This is a genomic window from Dechloromonas hankyongensis (assembly GCF_022012295.1).
GTDB lineage: Bacteria > Pseudomonadota > Gammaproteobacteria > Burkholderiales > Rhodocyclaceae > Azonexus > Azonexus hankyongensis.
Genome location: NZ_JAKLTN010000001.1, coordinates 109,215 through 129,073, shown reverse-complemented (window position 1 = coordinate 129,073; position 19,859 = coordinate 109,215). Strand labels below are relative to the sequence as shown.

Here is a 19,859-nt window from a genome sequence, read left to right as displayed (position 1 = left end):
CCCGGGATGACGTAATCGGGGGTAGGAGCCCCCGAATGACACTGCAACGCCTCGCCTCGACCACCCAGCGCCCGACCCCGGAGTCGATCGACCCCGCGCGTCGTGGCGAGCGTGAGCGCATACGCCGCGTCGAGTCGATGGAGGGCACCGAAGGCGATCGCGAGCGCAGCCTGCGCCAGGAACTGGCCGAAATCGACCCGGGTGCCATTGCCGAATTTGCCGGCCACGCGCAGATGCTGCATGAGGCTAGCGAGGTCGCGGCGCAACTGGTCGCGCACGGTGCGGCCATCGACGACCTGATCAAGCCGGGCAACTATTCCCGACAGCTCTTGCCGGGAGTCGACGACTCGGTCTGAGTCTGCATCTGACTGGCTGGGTCGATTTTCCGAGTCCGGCGCCTGGGTTAGAATCAAGGTCCGCCTTTCCTCGTACCCGGCCATCGCCGGGCGCGCATTTTCCGAACGATGTCCGGCCTCAATCCCCAGCAACGCGAAGCGATCCACTACCTTGACGGCCCCTTGCTGGTGCTCGCTGGGGCCGGTTCGGGCAAAACGCGGGTGATCACGCAGAAAATCGCCTATCTGGTCCAGGATTGCGGCTTCCAGCCGCGCAACATTGCCGCCATCACCTTCACCAACAAGGCGGCCAAGGAAATGCAGGAGCGCGTCGGCAAGCTGCTCGGCAGCACCGTCGCCAACGAGTTACAGATTTCCACCTTCCACTCGCTCGGCGTGCGCATACTGCGCGAGGAGGCCAAGGTTCTCGGTTACAAGCCGCGCTTTTCCATTTTCGATTCGGCCGATTGCGCGGGGATTCTGGGCGAGGCGGCGGGGACGGTGGACAAGGCGACCGTGCGCATCCTGCAGTCGCTGATCTCCAACTGGAAGAATGCGCTGGTCAGCCCGGAAGCGGCCCGCCACCTGGCCCGCGACGAGCACCAGAAGCTGGCGGCGCACGCCTACCTGAGCTACGAGGCGACGCTGAAGGCCTACCAGGCGGTCGATTTCGACGACCTGATCGGCCTGCCGGTCAAATTGTTCAGCGAGCATCCGGAGGTTGCTGACAAGTGGCAGAACCGCCTGCGCTACCTGCTGGTCGATGAGTACCAGGATACCAACGCCTGTCAGTACCAGCTGCTCAAGCTGCTGACCGGGGTGCGCGCCCAATTCACGGCGGTCGGCGACGACGACCAGGCGATCTACGGCTGGCGCGGCGCCGATATCGACAACCTGCGCAAGCTGCCGGCCGAATTCCCCAGCCTCAAGGTCATCAAGCTCGAACAGAACTACCGGTCGACGGTGCGCATCCTGAAGGCGGCCAACAACGTCATCGCCAACAACGAGAAGCTGTTCGACAAGAAACTGTGGTCGGAGCACGGCCACGGCGAGCAGATCAGCGTCACCACCTACCGCGACAACGACGCGGAGGCAGAGGGCGTGGTCATGAAGCTGCAGGCGCACCGCTTCGAGCACCGCAGCCAGTTCAAGGACTACGCCATCCTCTACCGCTCCAACCACCAGGCGCGGATTTTCGAGGAATACCTGCGCGACCACCGTATTCCCTATTTGCTGTCCGGCGGCAAGTCCTTCTTCGACAAGGCCGAGATCAAGGACATCATCGCCTACCTGCGCCTGCTGGCCAACGAGGACGACGATCCGGCCTTCATCCGCGCCGCCACCACGCCCAAGCGGGGGATCGGCGCGGCGACCCTGCAGGTACTCGGGACCTATGCCGGCGAGCGGCATATCTCCCTGTTTGCGGCGGCCTTCGAGGAGGGCTTCGCGCACCGCGTTGCTCCGCGTCAGCTCGAGCCGCTGCTCGAATTCGGCCACTTCATCAACCGCATGCAGGAACGCGCCGGGCGCGAATCGGCCAATCTGGTGCTGCCCGATCTGCTCAAGGCCATCGACTACGAAACCTTCCTCTACGACCACGAAGAGGAGCGCACCGCACAAACGCGGTGGACCAACGTCTGCGAATTCGCCAACTGGATCAACAAGAAGGGCGAACTCGACGGCAAGACGCTGATCGAACTGACCCAGAGCATTGCCCTGATCAACATGCTCGACAAGCAGAACGAGGAGGAGGTCGATGCCGTGCAGTTGTCGACCCTGCATGCCTCGAAGGGCCTGGAATATCCGCACGTCTTTCTGGTCGGCGTCGAGGAGGGCATCCTGCCGCATCGCGAATCGACCGAGCCGAGCAAGATCGAGGAAGAGCGCCGCCTGATGTACGTCGGCATCACTCGCGCCCAGCGCACTCTGCACATTTCGTACTGCGAACGGCGCAAGCAGGCGCGCGAATTCATCCCCTGCGAACCGTCGCGCTTCATCGACGAAATGGGGCGCGACGACGTGCGCTTCGCCGGCGGCAAGGATGCCAAGCCGGTGGACAAGGTGACCGGCAATGCTCGGCTCGATGCCATGAAGGCCATGCTAGCCGGAAACAAGCGCTAACCGCCCGGTAACAACGCGTTACAACGGGTTACTTTCCTGCTGACATCCGGGCCGCGACGGCCTGCGTTATTCGGTACAAGGCCACGCAATCTTGCAAAGCCGGATCAACAACCGAATACCCTCAGGAGAATCAACATGCTCAAGCAACTCGTCGCCATCGCCATCGCCGCTGCCTTCGGTATCGCCCACGCCGCGGACGTCAAGCCGGCCGCCGCCGAAGCCAAGGCCACCGCACCGACCGCTACCGTCGTCAAGAGCGAGGCCCCGAAAGCGGCCGAAGCCGTGAAGGCACCGGACACCAAGCTGGCCGCTGCCACTACGGAAACCAAGAATGACGCGCAGCCGGTGGCCAAGCACCACGTCAAGAAGGCGAAGAAGGTCAGCAAGAAAGCAGCCAAGCCGGCTGCTACCGAACCGGCCATGAAGTAAGTTTCTGCCGTAAGCCGGATGCGGCCCTCCAAAAGCCGCACCGGACAGGGCGTCCAGCCGGGCGCCCTTTTTTGCGTGCACGAAAAAGGGAGACCGCAGCCTCCCTCGTCGTGATGCGGAAAGACCTTACTTGGCCTTGCTCATCACGTATTCGACGACGTTCTTGATTTCGACGTCGGACAGCGTGGCGCCACCCTTCGGCGGCATGGCGTTCTTGCCATTGGTCACGCTCTTGATCAGCGCATCCTTGCCCTGGGCCAGACGCGGTGCCCAAGCAGCCTTGTCGTCGATCTTCGGGGCGCCGGCAGCACCGGTGTTGTGGCAGGCGCCACAGACAGCATTGAAGATGGTGGCGCCGTCGCGCGGGCCGCTGGCGGCCGGAGCTTCGGCCTTGGCCAGTTCGAACTTGGCGACCGGCTGGATGCGGACGTCGGATTCATCAGTGCCCTTGGATGCGTCGGCAGCCGAGGTGAAAGTCCTGTTGGTGAGCGGGTAGATGATAGCGATCAGAACTACGGCCACGCCGATCGTTTTCCACATCATGCCCTTGGAAGAATATTGTTCAGCCATGCCGAAGACCCCAGTGCGATAGATATAAAACCTCGATTATAACGGCCCGACGAAGCTGAGCAAAAAAAACCCCGCCAGCGGCGGGGTGTAAATTTCTCGAAAGGGGGGTTTCGAGAGGAGGGGTTCAATGCACAATTGCATTCTAGGGCTCCGCCTCCCCCTCGTCTGTCGTCCTTTCGTAGCCTTCTGTAACAGATTGTTGCCAGGGCATTTGCCGCTGCACGACGACCCCGATTTATTTTCCCGTCATTGCGGCTCGGGAGTCCATGTGCCGGTCTGTGGGCAGTGATCTATCCGTATGGCAAGTGCTTCCCATGCTCCGGTAATGCCGTTCGCCGGCAGCGGCATGCTACGATGAAGCACTATGTACGAACTGGAAAAACTTGCCGAGCGGGTGGGGCTTGCGCTGCTCGAACGCGGCGAATGGCTGGCGGCGGCCGAGTCGTGTACCGGCGGCTGGGTTGCCCAGTCGCTGACCGCGATTGCCGGCAGTTCGGCCTGGTTCGATCGCGGTTTCGTCACCTATTCCAATGCCGCCAAGATAGACATGCTGGCTGTTCCGGAAACCACGCTGGAGCGTCATGGTGCCGTGTCGGAGGCGACTGCCCGGGCCATGGCGCAAGGCGCGCTGGCGTACAGCCGGGCTCATTGGTCGCTGGCCATTACCGGCATCGCCGGACCGAGCGGCGGCACCCCCGACAAGCCGGTCGGCACAGTCTGCTTCGCCTGGGCATCACGGGACGGCGGCTGCGAAGCGCAGACCTGCAATTTCGCGGGCGACCGGGCGGCCGTGCGCGAGCAGTCGGTGGCGCATGCCCTGAACGGATTGCTGGCGCGGATAGGCGCCGCGACTACCCTGGCTTGAGCGGACGGCGGGGCTGCCGGGTTGGCTGACGCTCAGTCGGGCAGCGGTTCGAACAGCGCGGCCAGGTCGTCGGTGCCGAACTTGATATCGACCTGGTGGTCTTCCGACAGGATGCCGGCGGCCAGTTCGGCCTTGCGCTCCTGCAGGGCGAGGATCTTTTCCTCGATACTGCCGCTGACGATCAGCTTGTAGACGAAGACCGGCTTGTCCTGGCCCAGGCGGTGGGCGCGGTCGGTCGCCTGGTTCTCGACGGCCGGGTTCCACCATGGGTCGTAGTGGATGACGGTGTCGGCGGCAGTCAGGTTGAGGCCGACGCCGCCGGCCTTCAGGCTGATCAGGAAAATCGGCACTTCACCTTCCTGGAAGCGGCGGATAGGCGATTCGCGGTCGTTGGTGTCGCCGGTCAGCGTGACGTAGGCAATGTTGGCCTTGTCCAGCTCATGCTCGATCAGCGCCAGCATGCTGGTGAATTGCGAGAAGACCAGCACCCGGCGACCTTCTTCGACCAGTTCGGGCAGCATAGCCATCAACAGGTCGAGCTTGGCCCGCTCCGGCACCTTGCGGGCCGAGGTAGCCTTGACCAGGCGCGGGTCGCAGCACACCTGGCGCAGCTTCAGGAGGGCGTCGAGAATGACGATCTGGCTGCGTGCGAAGCCCATGCGGGCAATTTCGTCCCGCACCTTGGCGTCCATCGCGGCGCGCACCGTTTCGTAGAGGTCGCGCTGGGCGCCTTCGAGTTCGACGCTGCGCACGATGATGGTCTTCGGCGGCAGTTCCTGCGCCACGTCTTCCTTCTTGCGACGCAGGATGAAGGGGCGAATGCGGCGGGCGAGCAGGCTGCGGCGGGGTATGTCGCCCTGTTTTTCGATCGGCGTCCGCCAGTGGCGGTTGAACTGCTTGCCGGTGCCGAGGAAGCCGGGGAGCAGGAAGTCGAACTGGCTCCACAGTTCGCCGAGGTGGTTTTCCAGCGGCGTGCCGGTCAGACACAGGCGATGCCGCGCGTCGATCTTGCGCACAGCTTCGGCGCTCTGGCTCTGCGCGTTCTTGACCGTCTGCGCCTCGTCGAGGATGAGCAGATGGTAGCTGTGCTGCATCAGTTCGTCGGCGTCGCGCCAGAGCAGCGGATAGGTGGTCAGGATTACATCGTGCTCGGCGATCTCGGGGAAGCGGCTCTTGCGCTCCGGGCCGTGCAGCGACAGCACCTTGAGGTCGGGGGCGAAGCGCGCCGCCTCGTTCTTCCAGTTGAAGATCAGCGAGGTGGGCAGGATGATCAGCGCCGGCTTGTCGAGGCGGCCGCCCTCCTTTTCCAGCAGCAGGTGGGCCAGGGTCTGTGCCGTCTTGCCCAGGCCCATGTCGTCGGCCAGGATGCCGGACAGTTCGTTGGCGCGGAGGAATTGCAGCCAGGACAGGCCTTCACGCTGGTAGGGGCGAAGGTCGAGGCGGAAACCGACCGGCGGCTCGACGTCGGCAATGCCCTGGGCGGCGAGCAGGCGCTCGGCCAGCGCCATGATGTCGTTCTGGCCGCGGAATTGCCAGCGGCTGAGGTCGGACAGTTCGGCCAGCCGCGGCGCATCGAAGCGCGACAGGCGCAACACTTCGCCGCCGGAAAAACCATCAAACAGGTCGATCAGCGTTGCGGCCAGCGGCTTGATGCGTCCGGCAGGGACGCGCAGGCGCTTGCCGCGCGAGGTGTAGAGATCGATTCCTTCGTCGTCGGGGACGCGCTCCAGCTCGGCGAACTCCAGCCAGCGCGGGTCGCTGCGGAAAAGGTTGGCGAGCAGCGGGGCGAGCGGCAGGCGTTCGCCTTCGACGATGATGCCCATGTCGAGGTTGAACCAGCCGTTGTCGGATTCGTAGAGCTCGGCATCCCAGCTGTCGACCTCGATGACGTGGTGGCGGAAGTCTTCCGGGAACTCGACCTGCCAGCCGGCTTCCTTCAGGCGCAGGGCGCCTTCCTGCATGAAGGGCACCCAGTGGTGCTCGTCGGCCAGGCCGTAGATGCCTTCCGGCGGGCTGCCGAAGGTATGCAGGGTGTGACCGGGAATCTTCTGCAAGCCGCTGCCGGCAAGGGCGGCCAGGGCCTTGGCTTCGGCCTCCGGGCGGCGCTGCAGGCGGATGGTTTCGCCTTCCGGCAGGGTGATGAACTCGCTCTTTTCCTCGGGGCGGATTTCCGCGTCGCCGTAACGGAACACCACCTTGGCCACGTCGAATTCGCCGCCGCCAAAATTCTGCGGGTAGCCGCGCCAAGCGCGATGGCCGTGGGTGTGCAGGGTTTCCAGCTGGAGGATGGGGATCAGCGGCGCATCGACCTGGCGCAGGCGGGCGCCAGCATCGTTGCCGGGTAGCGGCAGGTCGGGGGCGAGTTCGGACAGCGCCTCGGCGACCTGGGCGGCCTCTTCGGCCGACAGCGGGGGCAGGGAGAACAGGCGGCTGACCACGTCCGGGTTGCCGGCCACTTCCAGCGGGCCGACTTCGCCCTCGGCCAGGTCCACGTACCACGGGGGATCGACGGCGATGATCATTTCGGCCGATGGCTGTGGTTTCAGGTAGGGGCGCTGGAAGCCCATGCCGTCGATATTCCAGCCGATGCTGGCCGGGCGGGTGGCGCCGGCATTGAGCGGCAGGCCGAGGTCGTCTTCCGGGTACAGGCGGTGGCTGGCCGCCATGCGCTGCAGGATTTCGGCGCCCCGCTCGGGGCCGAGGCCGAAGGCGCGCAGGCCGGTCTCGTGGCCGCGATCGGCCCAGATCAGGCGCAGGATGCCGATATCCTCTTCGCTGACAAATTGCGGCGGAGTGACCAGAGCGCGGTCTACCTTCCACCATTCCTCGGCACTCTCCGGGTATTTGCCCTTGCGGATCTCGATGCCGAACTGGCGCTTGTCGGCGGTCCATTTCAGGATGTAGAACAGCTGCTGGCGGGCAGTGCTCGGCCGCGCCTTCTTCTTGGCGACGGCGATCGACGTGCGGCGCAGGTCCTCGATCCACGATAGGGCGCTGCCGCTGGGCTGCGCCGCCGGGGTGCGCGCTTCGATGGCCTTGAGCAGCACGGCAGCGACGTGCTTGCAGTGGCGGCCAACCGGGCAGGTACACCGGCTGACTACGCCCATCTCGCCGCTCTGGTCCTGGCTCAGGTAGGCCTGGACCGTATAGGGCTGCGGTGCCGAGCCGGGAACGAGCGCGCTGAGCATGTTGCCGTTGATGGTCAGGTCGCGTACCAGGTCGACGTAGGGCTTGGCCTTGTTGATGTCGCGCGTGGCGAACCACTCGGCGACATGCTCCTCGGTAAAGGTGGCCAGGGTGATGACTGCCATCGGGTTTAGGTGAACAGCGCGCCGACGAGCAGGGCGAGCAGCAGGGCGATGATGGCGAGCCAGCGATTCTGCTGCCGCTGGGCGGCAATCAGTTGCTCGATCTGGGGTTGCAGGTCGGCCTTGGCCGGCTGGGCCAGGGCCTGATGGACGAGGCGCGGCAGTTGCGGGATGGTGCGCGCCAGGTAGGGCGCTTCCTGCTTGAAGGTCTTGAGCAGCCCGCGCCAGCCGATCTGTTCGCTCATCCAGCGCTCGAGGAAGGGCTTGGCGGTCTTCCATAGGTCGAGTTCCGGGTCGAGCTGGCGGCCGAGGCCTTCGATGTTGAGCAGGGTCTTCTGCAGCATGACCAGCTGAGGCTGGATTTCGACGTTGAAGCGGCGCGAGGTCTGGAACAGGCGGAGCAGGATCTTGCCAAAGGAAATGTCCTTCAGCGGGCGGTCGAAGATCGGTTCGCAGACGGCGCGGATGGCGGCCTCAAATTCGTCGACGCGGGTGTCCTTGGGCGCCCAGCCCGATTCGATGTGCGCTTCGGCGACCCGCTTGTAGTCGCGGCGGAAGAAGGCGAGGAAATTCTGCGCCAGGTAATTCTTGTCGGAATCGGTCAGCGTGCCGACGATGCCGAAGTCGAGGGCGATGTAGCGGCCGTCCGGGGCGACGAAGATGTTGCCGGGGTGCATGTCGGCATGGAAGAAGCCGTCGCGGAAGACCTGGGTGAAGAAGATTTCGACACCGGCTGCCGACAGCTTCTTGAGGTCGATACCTTCGCTGCGCAGGCGGTCGATCTGCGAGATCGGCACGCCCTTCATGCGCTCCATGACCATGACGGTCGAGGTGCAGAAATCCCAGTGCACTTCCGGCACGATGAGCAGTTTCGAGTCGGTGAAATTGCGGCGCAATTGCGAGGCGTTGGCCGCTTCGCGCATCAGGTCCAGCTCGTCCTTCAGGTACTTGGCGAATTCGGCGACCACCTCGCGCGGCTTCAGTCGCTTGCCGTCCGACCACAGCTTTTCGAGCAGCATGGCCAGGTTGTCCATCAACGCCAGGTCGTGCTCGATGACCGACAGCATGTTGGGACGCAGGATCTTGACGGCGACTTCATGGCCGCCGTCCTCTTCGCGCAGGCGGGCGAAGTGCACCTGGGCGATCGACGCCGAGGCGACCGGCACCGGGTCGAATTCGGCAAACACGTCGTGCGCCGGACGGCCGTAGGCCTTTTCGATTTCGGCCAGGGCCAAGTCGGAGTCGAACGGCGGCACGCGATCCTGCAGGCGGGCCAACTCGTCGGCGATGTCGGTGGGCATCAGGTCGCGGCGGGTGGACAGCACCTGGCCGAATTTGACGAAAATGGGGCCGAGCGCTTCGAGAGCCAGGCGCAGGCGGACGGCGCGCGGCGTGCTTAGGTCGCGCCAGAACTGCAGGGCGTTGGCGATGCGCACCAGACGGCCGCTCGGCTCGTGTTCGAGCACCATTTCGTCGAGGCCGAAACGGCTGGCGACGGAGGCGATCTTGAGCAGGCGGAAAAGGCGCATGGGGCGGTAAACGACCGGCGAAGTCAAACGAGCATCGTAACACGCCTACGCGGCTTGCGGCCCGGTGATTTGAGCCGGACGGCGTTCGCCCGGCGCCGACAATTTGCCAGCCGTCGATAGCAATGGGATAAACTAACGCACCTTGTTTTACCGGCCTTACGCTGCCCGGAAAACCCTAGCCAAGCTGCCATGAGCGAACTGAAAAATCCAACCGACATCGCACGGGAAACGCTCAGGCGTCTCACGGTTCGTCACCTGCCGCCGACGCCGGCGAATTACCAGGCCTGCTACAACGAAATCGCCAATCTGCCGAATATTCCGCAGTTCCCCGATGCTTCACTACGCCAGCTGGCATCGTCCCTGGTCGCTCACAACAAACGTCAGGAGAGCCAACTCGACCTGCTCGGCGCGGCGATCGGGCAGCGCAGCTGGCAAGGGGTGACCGACGCGCTGATCGGTTTTGCTCAAGGCGGTGCGTCCGAAGCGCCGGCACCGGCCAGCACCGCTGTGCCGACCGTGCTGCCGCCGGCGTCGGCGCTTGCCCTGGCCCGCTTCATCGAGGCCTTGCTGCCCTCTTTCGGTAGCGACAATCCGCGTGCCCTCGCCATGGCGGCCGACCTAGTCACCATGCTCAAGCAGCCGCAGGTCGAAATCGTGGCCATCCAGGCTGCATTGGGCACCCTGACCCACCACGTCCGTTCGGTGCTCGAGGAGCAGCTCGAGGTTCGCGATTCCCTGCTCGCCCTGCTTCATCTGCTGATCGAGAACGTCGGCGAGTTGAGCGAGGACGACCGCTGGCTGAAAGGACAGATTGACGGCCTGCTGGCCAGCATCACGCCGCCCCTGACTTTGCGCCATCTCGACGAGATGGAACGGCGTATGCGCGACGTCATCGAGAAGCAGGCGCGGGCCAAGGTGCGCTCCGTCGCGGCGCAGCAGGAGCTGCGCCACATGCTCGCCGAATTCGTCGAGAGCCTGGCGCTCATCAACCAGTCGAGCAGCGAGTTCGAGGCAAAAATCGAGGAAAGCGCGCGCAACATCGAAAAGGTGACTTCGGCCGACGAATTGAAGGTCTTGCTCGATGGGGTGCTGTCGGCGACGCACGCGATGGTCGAGGAATCGGCGTCGTCGCGAACGCAGTTGAAGTCGCTGCAGACCAAGGTCGAGGCTACCGAGGCCGAGTTGCTGCAGTTACACCAGGAGCTCGACAGCGCCAGCGCGCTGGCCCGCCATGATCCGCTTACCGACGCACTGAACCGCAAGGGACTGGACGAGGCCCTGTTGCGCGAAATCTCCAGCATGCGCCGCAAGGAAACCCCGCTGTCGGTCAGCCTGCTCGACATCGATAATTTCAAGAAACTCAACGACAGCCTGGGGCACGATGTCGGCGACGGGGCGCTAATTCATCTGGCCGACGTCGCGCGCCGCCACATCCGGCCGAGCGATACGCTGGCCCGCTACGGCGGCGAGGAGTTCGTGATCCTGATGCCGGATACTGTCCTCGGCGACGGCATCGAAGTCATCACCCGGCTGCAGCGCGAACTGACCAAGGCGATTTTCATGGCCGGCAGCGACCGGGTGCTGATTACCTTCAGTGCCGGCGTCGCCCAGGTCGAGCCGGAAGAGTCCGGCGGCGACGCCCTCAGGCGGGCCGATCAGGCCATGTACCTCGCCAAGCGGGCCGGCAAGAACCGGGTGATGGGCGGCTAACACCGGACGCGCCGATGTCGCAGGTTAGCAGCTTTCCGCCGGTCGCCGCACCCGACGCGCGGGTGCTCATTCTGGGCAGCATGCCGGGCGAGGCTTCGCTGCGCGCCGGTCAGTACTATGCCCATCAGCGCAATGCCTTCTGGCGCATCATGGGCGACCTGCTCGGTGCCGGGCCGGCGCTGCCCTACGCCGACCGTCTGGCCCGCCTGCAGGCTGCCGGCATCGCGCTGTGGGACGTGATCGCCGATTGCCGGCGCAGCGGCAGCCTGGATGCCGCCATCGTCAAGGACTCGGTGCGCGCCAACGACTTTGGCGGATTCTTTGCTGCCCATCCCGGTGTCGAGCGGGTGTATTTCAACGGTGGGGTCGCCGAAGCGAATTTCCGCCGCCATGTCCTGCCCGGGCTGCCGGGAACGACGCTCCACATGCAGCGTCTGCCGTCGACCAGTCCGGCGCATGCGGCGCGGCCATACGCCGAAAAACTCGCCGCCTGGTCGGTAATCGTCGCCAAATAAACAGGCGGTGGCAGCGTATAATCGCCGTTTTGCATTTTCTGCCGCGAATCAATGGCCCACGACGTCAAATCCCAGCTGACCAGCCTGTTGCAACAGGCTCTGGCCAGCGTTGCTCCGACCGCAACCGATACCCCCATCCAGCTCGAACGTCCGCGTGACCCGACCCATGGCGATTGGTCCACTAACCTGGCCATGCAACTGGCCAAGGCGCTGAAGAAGAATCCGCGCGACATCGCCAACCAGCTGCTGGCCGAACTGCCGGCGTCGGTCCTGGTCACCAAGGCGGCAGTGGCGGGGGCGGGATTCATCAATTTCACTCTCGATTCGCGCGCCAAGATCAACGTCGTGCGCGCCGTGCTGACCGAGGGCGCCCATTTCGGCCGCTCGACGCTGGGTGGCAGCCAGAAGGTGCAGGTCGAGTTCGTGTCGGCCAACCCGACCGGCCCGCTGCACGTCGGCCACGGCCGCGGCGCCGCTTACGGCGCCTCGCTGTCCAGCCTGCTGAGCTTTGCTGGCTGGGATGTGACCCGCGAGTACTACGTTAATGACGCCGGCCGCCAGATGGATATCCTCGGCCTGTCCACGTGGCTGCGCTACCTCGAGCAGCATGGCGTGGTCCTGCCTTTCCCGCCCAATGCCTACCAGGGCGGCTATGTGCGCGACATGGCCCAGCAGATGACGGTCGCTCACGGCGACAAGTACGTGCGCGCCGCCGAAGAGGTGGTTGCCGGCACGCCGGGCCTGCCCGAGGCCGGCCGCGCCGACGACGAGGCCAAGCAGCAGCGCGAACTGCATCTCGATGCGCTGATCGCCCGCGCCAAGGATCTGCTCGGTGCCGACTGGGCCTACGTGCACCAGCATGCGCTGTCCGAACAGCTGGCCGACTGCCGCGACGACCTGCAGGAATTCGGCGTCGAATTCGAAGTCTGGTATTCCGAGAAGTCGCTCTACGACACCGGGCTGGTCGCCCGCTGCGTCAAGCTGCTCGAAGAAAAAGGCCACATCTACGTGCAGAACGGCGCCAAGTGGTTCAAATCGACCGCCTTCGGCGACGAGAAGGACCGCGTCGTACAGCGCGAAAACGGCCTGTACACCTATTTCGCCTCCGACATCGCCTACCACCTGAACAAGTTCGAGCGCGGCTTCGACAAGGTCATCAACATCTGGGGCGCCGACCACCACGGCTACATTCCGCGCGTTACCGGCGCCATCAAGGCCCTCGATCTCGACAGCGACAAGCTGCAGGTCGCCCTGGTCCAGTTCGCCGTGCTCTATCGCAACGGCCAGAAGGCTTCGATGTCCACCCGCTCCGGCGAATTCGTCACCCTGCGCGAACTGCGCAAGGAAGTCGGCAACGATGCCTGCCGCTTCTTCTACGCCCTGCGCAAGTCCGACCAGCACCTCGATTTCGACCTCGACCTGGCCAAGAGCCAGACCAACGAGAATCCGGTCTATTACATCCAGTACGCCCATGCCCGCGTCTGCTCGGTGCTCAGCCAGTGGGCCGGCGACCTGTCCGCGCTGGCCGAGGCCGACCTCGCCCTGCTCAGCAACCCGCGCGAATTGGCCATCGCCAACCAGCTGGCCCAGTTCCGCGAAGTGATCGAAACGGCGGCCCGCGACCTGGCGCCGCACATGATCGCCTTCTACCTGAAGGATCTGGCTGGCGAATTCCACGGCTGGTACAACGCCGAGCGCATGCTGGTCGACGACGAGAAGCTGCGCGACGCCCGTATCGCCTTGGCCGCCTCTGTGCGCCAGACCATCCGCAATGGCATGGCCATCCTCGGCGTCAGCTGCCCGGAATCGATGTAAGGAAACGCCATGAGTCGCGACATGAAACCCCGCAAGAGCCAGCCGGCCCGGAAGAAATCCGGCGGCGGCACGCTGGTCGGCATGTTCATCGGCCTCGTCCTCGGGGTCGGCATCGCCGCCGGGGTGGTCTGGTACCTCAACAAGTCGCCGCTGCCTTTCGTCGAGAAGGCGCAGCCGCCAGCCAAGCCGGAAGCCAATGGCAAGAACGGCCAGGCCACGCAACCGCTGGCCCTGCCCGGCAAGCCGGGCGACCCGGTGCCGGAGAAGCGCTTCCAGTTCTACGACATCCTGCCGGGCAAGGCCGATGCCGTGCCGGACAAGGCGCCGTCGCCCGACGCCAAGCCGGCGGAGAGCAAGAAGGAAGAGAAAAAGGACGACAAGAAGGAAGAGGTCAAGGAATCGAAGACCCCGCTCTTCCTGCAGGCTGGTTCGTTCAGCACGGCGCAGGACGCTGACAACCAAAAGGCCAAACTGGCGTTTATGGGTATAGAGGCCGTCGTCCAGCAGGTGATGATCCAGGACAAGACCTTCTACCGCGTTCGTGTCGGCCCCTACACGAAAATCGATGAACTGAACAAAGTGCGTGCCGAGCTTGCCAAGTCGGGCATCGAAGCACAACTCGCCAAATAGGAGTAGCGCATGAAGTTTTCCCGTCGCAGTTTTGCCGCCGCCGTCATTGCCCTGGGTGCCGCCGCCGCCCTGCCGGCATTCGCCCAGAATGCCCCGTACACCCCCATCGTGCCGGCCCAGCCGACCGAAGACGCCGGCAAGATCGAGGTGATCGAGTTCTTCAGCTACGGCTGCCCGCATTGCGCCGAGTTCAACCCCTTGCTGACCGCTTGGGTGGCCAAGCAGCAGGGCGACGTCGTCATCCGCAAGGTGCCGATCACCTTCGGCCGCGCCGCCTGGGCGACGATCGCCAAGCTCTATTACACGCTGGAAGTGACCGGGGACCTGCATCGTCTGGAAAGCGAAGTCTTCAAGGCCATCCATGTCGAACGCCAGAACCTGTTCGAAGAAAAGGCGCTCACCGAGTGGGCGGTCAAGAAGGGCGTCGATGCCAAGAAATTCGCCGAGACCTTCAATTCCTTCGGCGTCATGAGCAAGGTCAAGCGTGGCGACCAGATGGCGCAGGCCTACAAGATCCAGGGTGTGCCGGCTCTCGCGGTCGAAGGCAAGTACCTGGTCGGCGGCCGGGACTTCAACGAAACCCTGAGCATCACCGACAGCCTGATCGCCAAGGTGCGCAGCGAGAAGTCGGGCAAGGGCACCGCCAAGAAGTAAATCCTTGAAGGTCTTCATCACGGGCGCCTCGTCGGGTATCGGCGAGGCGCTTGCCGTTTACTACGCCGCGCAAGGCGCCACCTTGGGCCTGGTCGCCCGGCGCGCCGATTTCCTGCGCGACCTGAATGCGCGCCTGGGTGGCGGCCATGCCTGCTACCCGCTCGACGTCACCGACGCGCCAGCCCTGCATGATGCGGCCGGCGATTTCATGCAGCGTTTCGGTGCTCCGCACATCGTCATCGCCAATGCCGGCGTGTCGGCCGGAACGCTGACCGAGTGCGAGGAAGACCTGGCGGTCTTCCGGCGGGTCATGGATATCAACGTCTACGGCATGGCGGCGACTTTCGCGCCCTTCATTCCGGCCATGAAGGCGGCCGGCGGCGAGCGGCGCCTGGCCGGCATCGCCTCGGTGGCCGGCATCCGCGGCCTGCCCGGGGCCGAGGCCTATTCGGCTTCCAAGGCGGCGGCCATCGCCTACCTGGAAAGCCTGCGCCTGGAAATGCGGCCCTACGGCATCAAGGTGGTGACCATCGCGCCGGGCTATATCGAGACGCCGATGACGGCGATCAATCCGTACCGGATGCCTTTCCTGCTGCCGGTCGCCAAGGCGGCCGAGCGCTTCGCCGCGGCCATCGCGCGCGGGGTGACCTACACCGTGATCCCGTGGCCGATGGGCGTCGTCGCCAAACTGTTGCGGCTGTTGCCCAACTGGCTGTACGACCGCCTGTTCACCGATGCGCCGAGGAAGCCGCGCGGCTTGCTAAAATAACGGGATGCTTACCCTCAAGATCAATGGCGAAGCCCGCCAGTTTCCTGCCCCGCTGACCGTTGCCGGCCTGATCGAAGCGCTAGGCTACACCGGCAAGCGCATCGCCGTCGAACGCAATGGCGAAATCGTGCCGAAGAGCCAGCACGGCCATGCTGCCCTGGCCTCGGGCGATCAACTTGAGATCGTCGTCGCCGTCGGCGGCGGCTAAGAGGTGCCAACAAAATGCCCCTGGCGTCGTTGAGCCTCCTCGCCGTACTGGTTGTACTGTCTTCGTCCCCCAAGGGGACTTCCGTTGGGGCGTTGCCCCGCCTAGCCAGGGCCGCTGCGCTGCATTTTGTCAGCGCCTCTATGGAGAAAACTTCATGCATCAACTGACCATCGCCGGCAAGGCGTACCGTTCCCGCTTGCTGGTCGGCACCGGCAAGTACAAAGATTTCGCCGAAACGCGCGCCGCCATCGACGCCTCGGGCGCCGAGATCGTTACTGTCGCCGTGCGCCGCGTCAATATCGGCCAAGACGCCAGCCAGCCCAACCTGCTCGACGCCATTCCGCCGTCGCAATTCACCATCCTGCCCAATACCGCCGGCTGCTATACCGCCGATGACGCGGTGCGCACCCTGCGCCTGGCCCGCGAGCTGCTCGACGGCCATCCGCTCTGCAAGCTCGAAGTGCTGGGCGACCCGACCAACCTGTTCCCCAACATGCCGGAAACGCTGAAGGCGGCCGAAACCCTGGTCAAGGACGGTTTCCAGGTCATGGTCTACTGCGCCGACGACCCCATCCAGTGCAAGATGCTGGAAGAGATCGGCTGCGTCGCGGTCATGCCACTCGCCTCGCTGATCGGTTCCGGCATGGGCATCGTCAATCCGTGGAACCTGCGCCTGATCATCGACAACGCCAAGGTGCCGATCATCGTCGACGCCGGCGTCGGCACCGCGTCGGACGCCACCATCGCCATGGAACTGGGTTGCGATGGCGTGCTGATGAATACCGCCATTGCCCACGCCAAGGACCCGGTGCTCATGGCATCGGCCATGAAGAAGGGTATCGAGGCCGGTCGCGAGGCCTATCTGGCCGGCCGCATGGCGCGCAAATACTACTCGGCCGACCCGTCGTCGCCGACCAGCGGATTGATCGGCTCATGAGTGGCGCACCGCTGATCCAGTCGAGTGCCGCGCACGACGACGGCGTCTATATCGAGGGCCGCGAGGGGCACGACGGCCACGGCCACATCAAGAGCTTCGTGCGCCGTGCCGGCCGCATGTCCGACGCCCAGCACCGCTATTTCGACGACATGATGCCGAAAATCGGCATCGCCTACCGGCCGGAAAATATCGACCTGAACGCCGTGTTCGGCCGCGACAATCCGAAGATTCTCGAAATCGGCTGCGGCATGGGCGAGACGACGGCCAAGATCGCCGAAGCCAACCCGGATAGCGACTATTTCGGCCTGGAAGTCCATGTGCCGGGTGTCGGCGCCCTGTGCAAGCTGATCGCCGAGAAGAACTTGTCCAATCTGCGCATCGGCAACCACGACGCCGTCGAGGTGGTGCGCGACATGCTGCCGGAAGGCTCGCTGTCCGGCATCCATGTCTTCTTCCCCGATCCGTGGCACAAGACGCGCCACAAGAAGCGTCGGCTGATCCAGCCGCATTTCGTTGAATTGCTCGCTTCGCGCCTCAAGCCGGGCGGCTATTTTCACTGCGCTACCGACTGGGAAAACTATGCCTTGCAGATGCTCGACGTACTGGGTCGTGAAACTAGTCTGCAGAACAGCGTTGCCAATCCGACAGCCGAAGCGCTCGCTGCGGCGTTGGAGGCCGACAGCAGCGCCGGACTTGCCGGCTTCGCGCCACGCCCGGAATACCGGCCGCTGACCAAGTTCGAAAACCGTGGCCTGCGCCTCGGGCACGGCGTTTGGGACGTGATATTCGAGAAAAAATAGCCGGCGTAATAACCCTACCTGTTAAAATGTTTTTGTGATTAATCATAAAAAACCGGGGTTATCATGAAAAACACTAAATCTGTTCAAGCTTGTGTCCTGGCTCCGCTGACCATCCTGTTGCTGGCATCAGCGCCTGCCCTGGCGGCGGAGCGTTCGGGCAAGGAAGTGGTCGATACGGTATGCGCAACCTGTCACGCTACCGGCAAGGATGGCGCGCCCAAACTGGGCGACCAGGCTGCTTGGGCGCAGCGCGCCGCCAAGGGCCTGGACAAGCTGACGCAGAACGCCATCACCGGGGTGCGCAACATGCCGGCCCATGGCGGTCAGGCCGCACTTTCCGATGTCGAAATGAGCCGTGCCGTCGGCTACATGGTCAGTTCGGGCCATGCGGCCGATACCGACAAGGCTTACAGCTCCCCGAAGACGCGCAGCGGCGATCAGGTGGTGCAGGAGCGCTGCCAGGAATGCCACGCCACCGGCAAGAACGGCGCACCGAAACTGGGCGACATGAACGACTGGAAACCGCGCCTGAAAAATGGGGTCAATCCCTTGGTTAAATCGGCCATCAGCGGGCATAACGCCATGCCGGCCCGCGGTGGCCTGGCCAACCTGAGCGATGCCGAAATGAAGGCCGCCGTCGAATACATGGTGAGCCGGACCGGCGCCGGTACCAGCAGCAAGTAAGACGCGGGCCGACCGGGCAAGCAGGTCGGCCAGGGCAGCACAGACCCCGTCGGGACCGCAAGGTGCCGGCGGGGTTTTTTCATGGCAGCTGGCCTGCGCTTTCTGTGCGCATATCCCGGCACAGGGGGAGGGTGACTGATAAAATCCGCCCCCTGACCCGAGGCGAATCTGCGCTTGGGCTGCTTTCTGGGAAACAAGACCATGTGGTTCAAGAATCTTCAAATCTACCGCCTGCCGACGCCGTGGAACATCGACCTGGCCAAGTTCGACGAACAGCTTGGCCGCGGTACCTTCGCCCGCTGCGCCAGCCATGAGCCGATGTCGCGGGGCTGGGTGTCGCCGCGCAAGGATGGCGGCCTGATTTATTCGAACAATCGCCAGTGGCTGATCGCGCTGGCCATCGAGCAGCGCCTGCTGCCGTCGTCGGTAGTCAATGACGAGGTGCGCGAGCGGGCCGACAAGTTGACCGACGAACAGGGCTACGCGCCGGGCCGCAAGGCGATGCGCGAACTGAAGGAGCGCGTCACGGAGGAACTGATGCCGCGCGCCTTCACCAAGAAGCGCACGACCTTCGTCTGGATCGACCCGCAGAACGGCTGGTTCATCGTCGACGCCGGCAGCCCGGGCAAGGCCGAGGAGGTCATCGAGCACCTGCGTCATTGCCTCGACGACTTCCCGCTCACCCCGCTGCACACCGAGCTGTCGCCGCAATCGGCGATGGCCGACTGGCTGGCCGGCGGTGACGCGCCGCACGGCTTCACCATCGACCGCGACTGCGAACTGAAGGCGGTCGGCGAGGAAAAGGCGGCGGTCCGCTACGTGCGCCACCCGCTCGGCGACGAGGTCAGCGGCGAGATCAAGTCGCACTTGGCGGCGGGCAAGCTGCCGACCAAGCTGGCGCTGACCTGGGACGACCGCATTTCCTTCGTGCTGAGCGAAAAGCTGGAAATCAAGCGTCTGGCTTTCCTCGACCTGCTCAAGGAAGAAGCCGAGAAGGGCGCCGAGCACGCCGACGAGCAGTTCGACGCCGATTTCGCGCTGATGACCGGCGAACTCACCCGCTTCCTGCCGCAATTGATTGCGGCACTGGGCGGCGAGATCGTCGAGTCCGCTCCGGCCGCCGGCGGTGCCAGCACCACGCCGCCTTGGGAAGCATGAAGGCCGGCGATCCATGTCCCTGCGGCAGCGGCCAAACCTATGGCCGCTGCTGCGCACCTTTACACGAAGGTGCTGTCCCATTCAGCGCCGAGGCCCTGATGCGTTCGCGCTACTGCGCCTACGTCCTCAAGTTGGAAAATTACCTGCTTGCCACCTGGCATCCGGACACCCGGCCCAGCGAACTCGACCTCGCCGCCGACGGCAGCAAGTGGCTGGGGCTGGAAGTGAAGAAACATCTTCAGTCGGACGACACGCACGCCACCGTCGAATTCGTCGCCCGCTACCGCATCGCCGGCAAGGGGCACCGCCTGCATGAAACCAGCCGCTTCGTGCGCGAAGATGGCCGCTGGTACTACCGCGACGGAGACTGGTCCTGATCGGCTGCCGCTAACGGTGCGGAGAAGCGCCGGGCCGGCCATACGAATACCGCGCACAGCACCCCCTCGGCGAGCAGGCCGAGCACCGCCGGCAACAGGCCGGCCAGGCCGCCCATGCCGGACAACACCAGGCCGCCGGCCGAAACCAGCAATAACAGCGCCGCCACCAGACGCGCCGCCGGGGTGCGGTCGCCGGCCACCAGGCGGGGGAGGGCGAGGAGCAGCGGGCCGAGCCCAAAAGCCAGGCCAATGACGAGCAGCGGGGCGAGCAGATCGAACAGCTTGCGGCCGGCAGGAAGCTGGCCCGTACCGTGCGAGAGCAGGAGCAGGACGGTCGGCGCCAGGGTCAGGGCAGTGCCCAGGAGCAGGGCGAGCAGGCGAAGCAGGGTCATCATGAACGAACGGGCGGCTGAGTGGCGATCATCGCAGCGGGAACTGTCGGGCG

General features: G+C 64.6%; 20 protein-coding genes and 1 pseudogene. 17 read left to right on the top strand and 4 right to left on the bottom strand.

Annotation, left to right across the window (positions count from 1 at the left end):
* The first annotated feature begins 35 nt into the window (after positions 1-35).
* From LZ012_RS00615 to LZ012_RS00605, 3 genes are all read left to right on the top strand, one after another.
* Positions 36-356 (top strand): hypothetical protein, encoded by a 321-nt coding sequence (locus tag LZ012_RS00615; RefSeq protein ID WP_275706471.1) that lies wholly within the window; start codon positions 36-38, stop codon positions 354-356.
* 108 nt (positions 357-464) lie between these two features.
* Positions 465-2,456, top strand: coding sequence for a UvrD-helicase domain-containing protein (locus tag LZ012_RS00610; protein ID WP_275706469.1), 1,992 nt, complete (start codon positions 465-467; stop codon positions 2,454-2,456).
* Positions 2,457-2,591: 135 nt separating this feature from the next.
* Positions 2,592-2,885 carry a hypothetical protein gene (locus LZ012_RS00605; protein ID WP_275706466.1) on the top strand — a complete coding sequence of 98 codons (294 nt, stop codon included), beginning with the start codon at positions 2,592-2,594 and terminating at the stop codon, positions 2,883-2,885.
* Positions 2,886-3,011: 126 nt separating this feature from the next.
* Here LZ012_RS00605 and LZ012_RS00600 read toward each other — a convergent pair whose 3' ends face one another.
* Positions 3,012-3,455: a c-type cytochrome gene (locus LZ012_RS00600; RefSeq protein WP_275706464.1), complete on the bottom strand. Its 444-nt coding sequence runs from the start codon at positions 3,453-3,455 to the stop codon at positions 3,012-3,014.
* A 364-nt stretch (positions 3,456-3,819) separates the two neighbouring features.
* Here LZ012_RS00600 and LZ012_RS00595 point away from each other — a divergent pair, with 364 nt between their 5' ends.
* Positions 3,820-4,320 (top strand): CinA family protein, encoded by a 501-nt coding sequence (locus LZ012_RS00595; protein WP_275706462.1) that lies wholly within the window; start codon positions 3,820-3,822, stop codon positions 4,318-4,320.
* A 32-nt stretch (positions 4,321-4,352) separates the two neighbouring features.
* Here the strand turns inward: LZ012_RS00595 and LZ012_RS00590 are convergent, their stop codons facing one another.
* Positions 4,353-7,631, bottom strand: a complete 3,279-nt coding sequence (locus LZ012_RS00590) for a DEAD/DEAH box helicase (RefSeq protein ID WP_275706460.1) — start codon at positions 7,629-7,631, stop codon at positions 4,353-4,355.
* Between the two features lie 5 nt (positions 7,632-7,636).
* Complete coding sequence (ubiB, locus tag LZ012_RS00585; RefSeq protein WP_275706458.1) at positions 7,637-9,157, bottom strand: ubiquinone biosynthesis regulatory protein kinase UbiB; 1,521 nt, start codon at positions 9,155-9,157, stop codon at positions 7,637-7,639.
* Positions 9,158-9,346: 189 nt separating this feature from the next.
* Between ubiB and LZ012_RS00580 the strand changes: the two genes are divergently transcribed.
* From LZ012_RS00580 to LZ012_RS00525, 13 genes and pseudogenes are all read left to right on the top strand, one after another.
* Complete coding sequence (locus tag LZ012_RS00580) at positions 9,347-10,867, top strand: GGDEF domain-containing protein (protein ID WP_275706456.1); 1,521 nt, start codon at positions 9,347-9,349, stop codon at positions 10,865-10,867.
* 14 nt (positions 10,868-10,881) lie between these two features.
* Positions 10,882-11,382: a DNA-deoxyinosine glycosylase gene (locus LZ012_RS00575; protein ID WP_275706454.1), complete on the top strand. Its 501-nt coding sequence runs from the start codon at positions 10,882-10,884 to the stop codon at positions 11,380-11,382.
* Positions 11,383-11,433: 51 nt separating this feature from the next.
* Positions 11,434-13,197, top strand: coding sequence for an arginine--tRNA ligase (argS, locus tag LZ012_RS00570; RefSeq protein WP_275706452.1), 1,764 nt, complete (start codon positions 11,434-11,436; stop codon positions 13,195-13,197).
* 9 nt (positions 13,198-13,206) lie between these two features.
* On the top strand, positions 13,207-13,827 hold the full coding sequence (locus LZ012_RS00565; RefSeq protein ID WP_275706450.1) for an SPOR domain-containing protein: 621 nt from the start codon (positions 13,207-13,209) through the stop codon (positions 13,825-13,827).
* A gap of 9 nt (positions 13,828-13,836) precedes the next feature.
* Complete coding sequence (locus LZ012_RS00560) at positions 13,837-14,481, top strand: thiol:disulfide interchange protein DsbA/DsbL (RefSeq protein WP_275706448.1); 645 nt, start codon at positions 13,837-13,839, stop codon at positions 14,479-14,481.
* A 4-nt stretch (positions 14,482-14,485) separates the two neighbouring features.
* On the top strand, positions 14,486-15,250 hold the full coding sequence (locus LZ012_RS00555) for an SDR family oxidoreductase (RefSeq protein WP_275706445.1): 765 nt from the start codon (positions 14,486-14,488) through the stop codon (positions 15,248-15,250).
* 4 nt (positions 15,251-15,254) lie between these two features.
* Positions 15,255-15,458 (top strand): sulfur carrier protein ThiS, encoded by a 204-nt coding sequence (gene thiS / locus LZ012_RS00550; protein WP_275706441.1) that lies wholly within the window; start codon positions 15,255-15,257, stop codon positions 15,456-15,458.
* A 154-nt stretch (positions 15,459-15,612) separates the two neighbouring features.
* Positions 15,613-16,395 carry a thiazole synthase gene (locus LZ012_RS00545; RefSeq protein WP_275706439.1) on the top strand — a complete coding sequence of 261 codons (783 nt, stop codon included), beginning with the start codon at positions 15,613-15,615 and terminating at the stop codon, positions 16,393-16,395.
* Positions 16,392-17,195, top strand: a complete 804-nt coding sequence (gene trmB / locus LZ012_RS00540) for a tRNA (guanosine(46)-N7)-methyltransferase TrmB (protein ID WP_275706437.1) — start codon at positions 16,392-16,394, stop codon at positions 17,193-17,195. The genes LZ012_RS00545 and trmB overlap by 4 nt, the downstream gene beginning before the upstream one ends.
* Before the next feature lie 63 nt (positions 17,196-17,258).
* Positions 17,259-17,879, top strand: coding sequence for a c-type cytochrome (locus tag LZ012_RS00535; RefSeq protein WP_275706435.1), 621 nt, complete (start codon positions 17,259-17,261; stop codon positions 17,877-17,879).
* Positions 17,880-18,080: 201 nt separating this feature from the next.
* Positions 18,081-19,037 carry a recombination-associated protein RdgC gene (locus LZ012_RS00530; protein WP_275706433.1) on the top strand — a complete coding sequence of 319 codons (957 nt, stop codon included), beginning with the start codon at positions 18,081-18,083 and terminating at the stop codon, positions 19,035-19,037.
* A pseudogene (locus LZ012_RS19745) lies at positions 19,034-19,096 on the top strand (SEC-C metal-binding domain-containing protein); the annotation flags it as partial. The gene LZ012_RS00530 and the pseudogene LZ012_RS19745, both read left to right, overlap by 4 nt.
* A gap of 39 nt (positions 19,097-19,135) precedes the next feature.
* Positions 19,136-19,414: a YchJ family protein gene (locus tag LZ012_RS00525; RefSeq protein ID WP_338033153.1), complete on the top strand. Its 279-nt coding sequence runs from the start codon at positions 19,136-19,138 to the stop codon at positions 19,412-19,414.
* Here LZ012_RS00525 and LZ012_RS00520 read toward each other — a convergent pair.
* Complete coding sequence (locus LZ012_RS00520) at positions 19,390-19,809, bottom strand: hypothetical protein (RefSeq protein ID WP_275706429.1); 420 nt, start codon at positions 19,807-19,809, stop codon at positions 19,390-19,392. The two genes, LZ012_RS00525 and LZ012_RS00520, sit on opposite strands and share 25 nt — an antisense overlap.
* Positions 19,810-19,859 lie beyond the last annotated feature (50 nt).